Below are 7157 nucleotides of genomic sequence, written 5' to 3'. Positions count from 1 at the left end.
AGTCACGAGGGACGTTGTTTCGAATGGCACACAAGATTCTCATAGTCTGCCAAAGCATCAATCCAGATCTTCGCCAGCTTTATGAAATCAAGAGACGGCTTCGTGGAACGTCTATCGTTTTCGGTGACGACGACGCACTTGGCATGCGGTTTGCCCCCCAGCCAAATCGCGCGAGCGCGCTGTTCCGGCTGGATAATTGGCTTGCGATTGCGCATAATTTGCGCCGCGTCCGCGCCAATGGCATTACTCATGTGCTTTTTGATGACGCAAGCCCGTTATATCTGGCTTATGGCGTCTTTTTGCGGCTTCTTGGTGTTGGCATGATATACACTATTCATGACCAACGCGCGCATAATGGACGCGGCGCATTCGCTGTGAACCTTTATGTTTGGATGGTCTCGCGCTGGTTTGCTGATGAAATTGTTGTTTTCAGCCGCTGCCAGCTGACGACACGGGCAAAAGTGCACACAGTTTGGCTTGGGGGCTACGATGGTGAGCGTGGCGAGCCTGACATGCCGGACAATGCAGGATTGCAGGTTCTTCTTTTTGGCCGGATCAGGGAATACAAGGGATATGAACACCTAGCGACGATTGCCGAGCGCACTGCCTGCCTGCCGATCCGGTATCGCGTAATTGGCGCAGGGGAGGAAAAGCTTCTGCGCCCGCTTGCGGCCCATGCAAACATTACGATCGAAAATCGCCATGTAGCGGAACACGAGCTTCGCGGGGTTTTCGCTGCCGCAGATATCAACTTGCTTCCCTACAGCAGCGGCACCCAAAGCGGTGTCGCGCTGCTGGCGGCCTCCTTTGGTGTGCCCACTCTTGCGTTTGATGTGGGCGCGTTGAAGGCATATATCGATCATGGCATCGGCCAAACAGTGCCCGCCTTTGACCATGACGGAATGGCAAGGGCGCTGCGCGAAGCACTGCATCTTGGCAAAGAGGAACGGGCCGCCGCGCGCCGCGCCACACGCGCCGCCTACGACCGCCACTTCAGTTCCGACGCCATGTGCAAGGACTACGCAAAGCTACTGCACCCTCTTCTTGGAATGGAACCTTGAGCTTGGCGAGCAATGGCGCGTGGCGCGCGTTTTGGAATCTTGGGCTCAGGGTCGCAAACGCAGGCTTTGCGCTTTTGGCGATACTGCTGCTGCGCAAGGTTGCCCCGATCTCGGACGCCGCAGATTTCGTTCTTGCTCTGATCATCATTGCCATCGCGGTGCAATTGGTTGCGGTTCCAATCGGGCAAGACCTGATCCGCGCATTTGCAAGCGGCAATCCGTCCTCGGGCTTTGCGGCGCATTTGCGCGTGGCGTTCTTGCGGGCGCTTGTCGCGGTTGCGGCTATCTGGGTGTTCGGGGTTTTGGCGGCAGAGCGGTTGTTTCCCACACGCCCGGAATTGGGATTGCTGCTGACCATGCTGCTTCCCACCGTCATCACCGGTACGATTTCGCTGGTACTTGGGCATGGCTACGCCGCGCGCAAGAACATGCTTGGTTTTTTGGTCGGGCAGGGAATGGTTAACAACTTGCTTTCCTGTTCATACCTCGGCGCGATCTGGGCTGGCGTTGGGCCGCAAAGATTTGATGCGCACATATATCTGGGATTGTTGGTTTTTACGGGTGCTGCGGTCGCTTGTGGCATGATCTTGCATCAGCGGTTTTCACAGCTGGGTGCGCAGGCTGATTCAGACAGAGCGCCCAGCCCGGCTTGGCACATCAGGTCTGGCGCGCTTTTTTCGGCCACCGCGCTGAACACCTTGGTGCAGCAGGCACCAACGCTGCTTATCGGGATGTTGTCGGATGCGACTTTCGTGGTGCAGTTCTATATTATTCAACGCTTTGCCGCGCAATTTGCGCTGATCTCAAGCTCTGTCAGTATCCAGTTCGTGCCTGACATGATGGCAGCATTTGCCGCGAGCCAACCCGAGACAAGCGCAGGTCAGGTCTTGGCGCGCTATCGGTCGGTGAACCTTGGGTTCGGATTGGCGGCCGTTCTGGCCTATGCCGCGCTTTGCGTGACGTTTCTTTATCTTGTTACCGACGCGGCGCTCTGGCCAACCACGATGCTGATAGTGGCGTTTCTGTTCATCCCAAGCGGCTTTGCTGCGATTTGCGGCATCGCTGGCCCGACACTTGTTGCAGCACGGCGCGAATGGGTTCTCAGTCTGGCCTTCGGCGCAAATCTTGGCCTCATCGGCCTTGCCTTTGCGGCAAACGCGCTGCTTTCCCCGGTTGGTGTGGTAGCTGCGTTCGGCGCGGCGCAATTGGCCGCGGTCGCTATCCAGTATTTCTATATCCGCCGATACCTGCACCTCGACATCTTGCTAGGGCCGCGCACATGACGATGCGCATTGTTGTCAATGGCCGGGAATTGACGCGCGGGGTGATGACAAGCCTTGGCTATATTCTGTGCCGGGTCTTGCCGTATTTGGGAGAGCGGTTCGAGGTTGAGGTGATAACCCCCAGAGGTCCGCTAAACCCAAATGCGCAGGCGCTATTTGTGGCGCCGGGCCTGCGGCGGATCGAAAGCGCAAGCGACTGCTGCGGCATCTGGGGCAGGCTGACCTTCTACATGGCTCTTTATCGCCATATCCGCCGCAGCCGCGCGGACTGGTTTTGGGAAATCAACCATGTGCTGGCGCCCGTACCACGGCGGACGCGCACCGCAGTTACCATCCATGATCTCTACTTGTTGCACGCCGATCTCAACTCTTCGCGGGCAATGGCGTGGCTTTTCCGTCTGAACCTGACCTTGTCGGTGCGGATGGCAAGTCTGGTGATGTTCCCCTCGCAGACGACGCGCGCCGAATTGCACGCAAAGATTGGTGCGCCGCGTGGCCGCGAGGCCATTTTGCCAAATGGCGCATGGGATCGGTTGCCGCGCCCAAGGCTGCGCGGGCGCTGGCAACCGGGTGCGGCTATCGTGGGCTATCTGGGGCGCGTCAATTACTGGAAAGGCGCGGATCAGCTGTTGCGCCACGCCGAGGCAAGCGACCGTGTCGCGCAACTATTTCTCGCCGGTGCGGCGGACCAGAAGTTTCTCACCGACTTGCGCGCGCGAAGCCCAGAGATTTTCCATAAGGCAAGCCTGCTTGGCCCGGTGTCAGAGGAGGAGAAAGCCGCGTTCCTTGGAGAAATCGACGTTTTTGCCTACGAAACGCGCTATGACGGTTTCGGCATTCCACCGCTAGAGGCGATGCTTCACCGGATTCCTGTCGTTGCCTCTGATATTCCAGTGATGCGCGAGGTGCTTGGCCCCTACGCGGTTTATTTGCGGGCAAGTGCCGCCGATCCTTTGGGCGACGCCATTGCGCGGCTAGAAGCCTTGGACAATGCCGCGTTCGAGAGCTTTCTTGATGCCGCCGAAACCCATGCGCGTGCCTTTTCGTGGGAACGATACGCAAGCAGCCTGATCCAGCTTTTAACCGCCGACGAGCCTGCCCAATGAGGGTGCTGCATATCTTTCACGGCCAATATGTCTCGGGTGCCGAATTGGTTGCGTTCGACTGCCTCGGGAAAGACCCGGATCGAGAGGATCACGCAGTAATCCTTTGCGCCAGCGAAAGGTTGGCCGCGCGGTTGACTGACCGTCTCGGAGCCGAGCGGGTGCTTGCACTCAACTTGCCGCTTGCCGTGGGTCGCTTGGGCCGGTGGCTGCTGTTTAATCTGCTGACGCGCCGCGTGGCGCGCCAACTGCCACGGGTGTTGGCAGCCCGGGGCAAGTGCTTGGAACAATTCGATCTTGTTTACTACAATAACTCCACGGAGGTCGCGCTGGCAGCCCGTTTGGCACCGCCGTGCCCCGAGGTATGCCACGTGCATGACATGGTTTCGACCCTGCCCCCCGGGGTGCGGCGGGCGTTCCGCCAAGGTGCGGGGCGGTGCAGGCATGTGCTGGCCGTTTCACACGCAGCAGCAAGGGAAGTTGCCGCCTTGCTCGGCCCCGCCCGCCCCATCACGACGCTTTACAATGCGGCGCGATACACGGCCCATATGCCGAATGTGCGCCCGGCCACGCCACTGCGACGGTTCGCTTTTTTCGGGGGCGCGGCAAAGCGCAAAGGGCTTGATCTTGCGGTGAGCGGTTTGAGCCTGCTTGCCGACGAAGGTGTAAATCTTGACGTCTACGGAATGGTGCCCCCGCGCAGGCAGGCCATTTTGCGGCATCGGGCGCGCGGCGCGGGTTTGACCTTTCACGGAGAAATCGCGCACGACACTGTAGCAGAGGCGATGCGTGCGGCCGATGCGGTGATCGTTCCCAGCCGAAGGGACCCGCTGCCAACGGTCGTGCTGGAGGCGCTGGCGCTTGGCAGGCCGGTGATCGCGGCCTCAGTAGACGGCGTGCCAGAGATGATTGCCGATTCACGCTTTTTGTTCGCGCCGGAAAGCCCTGCCAGCATTGCCGCATGTATCAATTTCCTCAATCGCTTAACTGCTGCCGAGCTTTCACTTGCCACCGAGAATTGCGCCCGGTTCGCTGCGGAACGGTTTCGGGTTGAAACCAAATGCGCCACCCTGTCACGGGTCTTGGCCGAAGTTGTCGATGATGCGAGGCGCGCAGAATGACAGCGACGGATGCGGGAACGGTTGCAGCAATCCTTTCTGATCTGGCCCAAGAGTGCGGCTGCCTGCCGGGCGTGAAGGCGCTTGTCGTCTTGGGCAGTGTTTCACGCGGCGAGGAAAGCTACGTTATTCTCGAAGGACAGCGGCAGTTATCAAGTGATATCGAACTGTTGGCCGTAACAAGCGGCTGGCGCACTCGAACCGATCTGGCCGCACAGATATTGAAAGCCGCCGCCACGGTCGAGGCCCGCCACGCCCCACACTGCGCCCCGAGTTTTCATATCGATGTCTCGATGATCGCAGAACACCGCCTGCCCTTCATCGACCGACGCTTCATCCATTTCGAAACACGCGAGACGGGCCGGGTCATTCTTGGCGCGCCAAACCTTTTGCAACGCATACCCTTAATCACGCCGCAAACCTTGAACTTGTCTGAACTGCACGCCGTGTTCATCCACCGCTTGGCTTCAGTATTGCGCGTGCTGGAAGCGTTGAAAGAGGGTCGGAGTTCAGCGGATGCCGCATATCTGGCAGTCTGCCGAAACGGGTTGGACCTGCTGTCTGTGCTATTGCCGCATTGCGGTCGGCTCGTGGCGGGATACCAGCGGCGACAGGAGGTTGCGCGCGATGTTCTTCCGGGCTTGGCCTTTGAAAAGCTGAAAACGGCTGATGCGATCCTCGCCTTCACCGAGCAGTGCTTGAAGCATAAACTTGGCGCGCCGCTGCTTGCCGACTTACCCTTCGATTTGCTGCTTGAGGGTTTTCTTGCGCATGTGTGCGAAGTGCGCGCCTTCGTGTCTGCGCAAGAAAAGCGCCCATTTTTCCGCAGGGATCAGCGCAGGGTCTTGGCCGCGGCCCTCAAATTGAAGCCAGACCAACTCGCCCTAGAGTGGCGGCGCGGGCGAACGGAGGCCGCGCTTGCCGATGATCTTTGCGCAGCAATTCAGGGCTTGCGCGCAGGGCTATTGGTTGCCGGTTCAGCAAGCTTCACCCCTCGGCTACGCGCACTTTACCCCGGCGCCTATTGACCAGCACCGATCAGGTTAGCCGATAGACCACGAACACAACGGCCAGCCCCGAGAATAGAAGGCTGCCAACTTGCCTTCGACGCAGGTGCTGCGGCGCTTGGTCGAGCAACATGCCAAAAAGCACGAAAAGCGCGGGGTAATAAGCGATCTGCGCGCGAAAGTTCGTCACATTCCAGATTGCCGAGAGCAGCAAGGGCACCAGCACGGGCAAGAAAAACGGCAAAAGCCGAAGTCGCAACCGCCACAGCCCCGCGATGACAAAGATCAGAACCGGGAAGTCGAGCATTTTCAGCCAACCTCCGGTATCGATCATGACCCGCCCCGTAAGACCCGGCTGCGGGATTGGGCCCAAAAGATAGGCCACGAAGGCGAAAGGTGCCTTCCAAACCTCGGCAAAAGTATCAATGACGAAGAAGGCGCGGAAATCGCCATCGGCCACTTGGGTGCTTATCCAGCGCAAATAACGCTCTGCGTGAAGCAGGTAGGCATCTGACCTGCTAAACGCCCAACCGCCCAGCAGCGCCAGCACCAGCATCAAGAGCAAGGCAACCAATGGCACCGGAATACGTGCGCGGCTTTGTAGCGCCACACCGAGCAACGCGGTGGCCATGATCGCGAACCCCTGCCCTGTTCGCAGCCCTTCGAGCAGTAGGCTCAACCCCAGCAACAACAGTATTCGCAAGATAGCAGAATTGCTTTCGGGTTTCGGGTCGTGTTCGACGCGGATGCTGACGATCAAAGAAAGTGAAACCGTCAGTAAAAGCGCGGAAATAATATCCTTGATCGCGAAAATCGAATGGGCCGCTGCATAGGGTAGGTAGAGCAACAATAAAACGGCCATTCGTGCCGCTTTTTCATTGGCACCGAACCGTTGCAAAATCCTGATTGCCGGAAAGGCGACAAACGTGGAAAGCACAATATTCGTCTGGCGCAAGATCAACGCGGAATAATCGCCGAATAGCCCGCCAAGAAAAGTTGCAACGCCGCCATATATATTGCGCGTATCGGCAAGCTCGCCCACGGCCCAGGCCCGCTCATAGAACTCGTCGTCAAAGAACCCGTAGATTGACACGCCTTTAAACTGCGACATCGCCAGAAGAAGGTTGAGAAGCCCGAGCCTGAAAAAGATGGCGATCAGAACGTGTTTGTAAGCCCAGGCGGAAAGCTTGTCGCTATCGCGGGATAACAGCAGAAAAATCAACCCGAGCCCCATGCAGAGAAGCATCGAGCCGAAGAGATGCGGCACCAAGGGAATGCCAAGATAGACAGCATATGGCACAGTGCCAACACTGACTAAAAGCAGCAGTAAGACGATAAAACTGATTTTAGACATTGCGATAAAGTTCCGCTACCTCTTGCGGGGTAATCTCGGCCCCACCATTCTGCGGCCCGTCCATGACGTGGAAGCCGCAGGACCACGGGCTATTGCTAAGATAGCCGTGCATCCCATTGGGCCCTCCCCTGACCCAAAGCGCGAACATGTTGGGAGAAAAGACAACGCCATCGGCCAATACACCGATAATGTCACCAAAACTCGGGCTCGAAATCCCAAGCGTTGCTCGCT

The 7157-nt window shown here is 58.3% G+C and carries 7 protein-coding genes; 5 read left to right on the top strand and 2 right to left on the bottom strand.

Annotation, left to right across the window (positions count from 1 at the left end; translation table 11 throughout):
• The 5 genes from ABY403_RS11550 to ABY403_RS11530 form a co-directional block, all read left to right on the top strand.
• The coding region (locus tag ABY403_RS11550) for a glycosyltransferase family 4 protein (protein WP_372840965.1) at positions 1 to 1061 on the top strand (1061 nt) is incomplete at its 5' end.
• On the top strand, positions 1058 to 2344 hold the full coding sequence (locus tag ABY403_RS11545; protein WP_372840964.1) for a hypothetical protein: 1287 nt from the start codon (positions 1058 to 1060) through the stop codon (positions 2342 to 2344). The genes ABY403_RS11550 and ABY403_RS11545, both read left to right, overlap by 4 nt.
• Positions 2341 to 3450 (top strand): glycosyltransferase, encoded by a 1110-nt coding sequence (locus tag ABY403_RS11540; RefSeq protein ID WP_372840963.1) that lies wholly within the window; start codon positions 2341 to 2343, stop codon positions 3448 to 3450. Before ABY403_RS11545 ends, ABY403_RS11540 begins: the two co-directional genes overlap by 4 nt.
• A complete protein-coding gene (locus tag ABY403_RS11535; RefSeq protein ID WP_372840962.1) occupies positions 3447 to 4568 on the top strand; it encodes a glycosyltransferase family 4 protein in 1122 nt (373 codons plus the stop codon). Before ABY403_RS11540 ends, ABY403_RS11535 begins: the two co-directional genes overlap by 4 nt.
• Positions 4565 to 5593 (top strand): hypothetical protein, encoded by a 1029-nt coding sequence (locus ABY403_RS11530; RefSeq protein WP_372840961.1) that lies wholly within the window; start codon positions 4565 to 4567, stop codon positions 5591 to 5593. The genes ABY403_RS11535 and ABY403_RS11530 overlap by 4 nt, the downstream gene beginning before the upstream one ends.
• Positions 5594 to 5603: 10 nt before the next feature.
• Here ABY403_RS11530 and ABY403_RS11525 read toward each other — a convergent pair whose 3' ends face one another.
• Both ABY403_RS11525 and ABY403_RS11520 read right to left on the bottom strand, forming a co-directional pair.
• Positions 5604 to 6926, bottom strand: coding sequence for a hypothetical protein (locus ABY403_RS11525; protein ID WP_372840960.1), 1323 nt, complete (start codon positions 6924 to 6926; stop codon positions 5604 to 5606).
• Positions 6919 to 7157, bottom strand: a 239-nt coding sequence (locus tag ABY403_RS11520; protein WP_372840959.1) for a hypothetical protein, incomplete at its 5' end; no start/stop codon positions are given. The genes ABY403_RS11520 and ABY403_RS11525, both read right to left, overlap by 8 nt.

The sequence above is a fragment of the Phaeovulum sp. genome (genome assembly GCF_041596715.1).
Taxonomy (GTDB): Bacteria; Pseudomonadota; Alphaproteobacteria; order Rhodobacterales; family Rhodobacteraceae; genus UBA6213.
The sequence above is the reverse complement of the archived record's forward strand: the minus strand, read 5'-3'. Positions and strand labels throughout refer to the sequence as shown.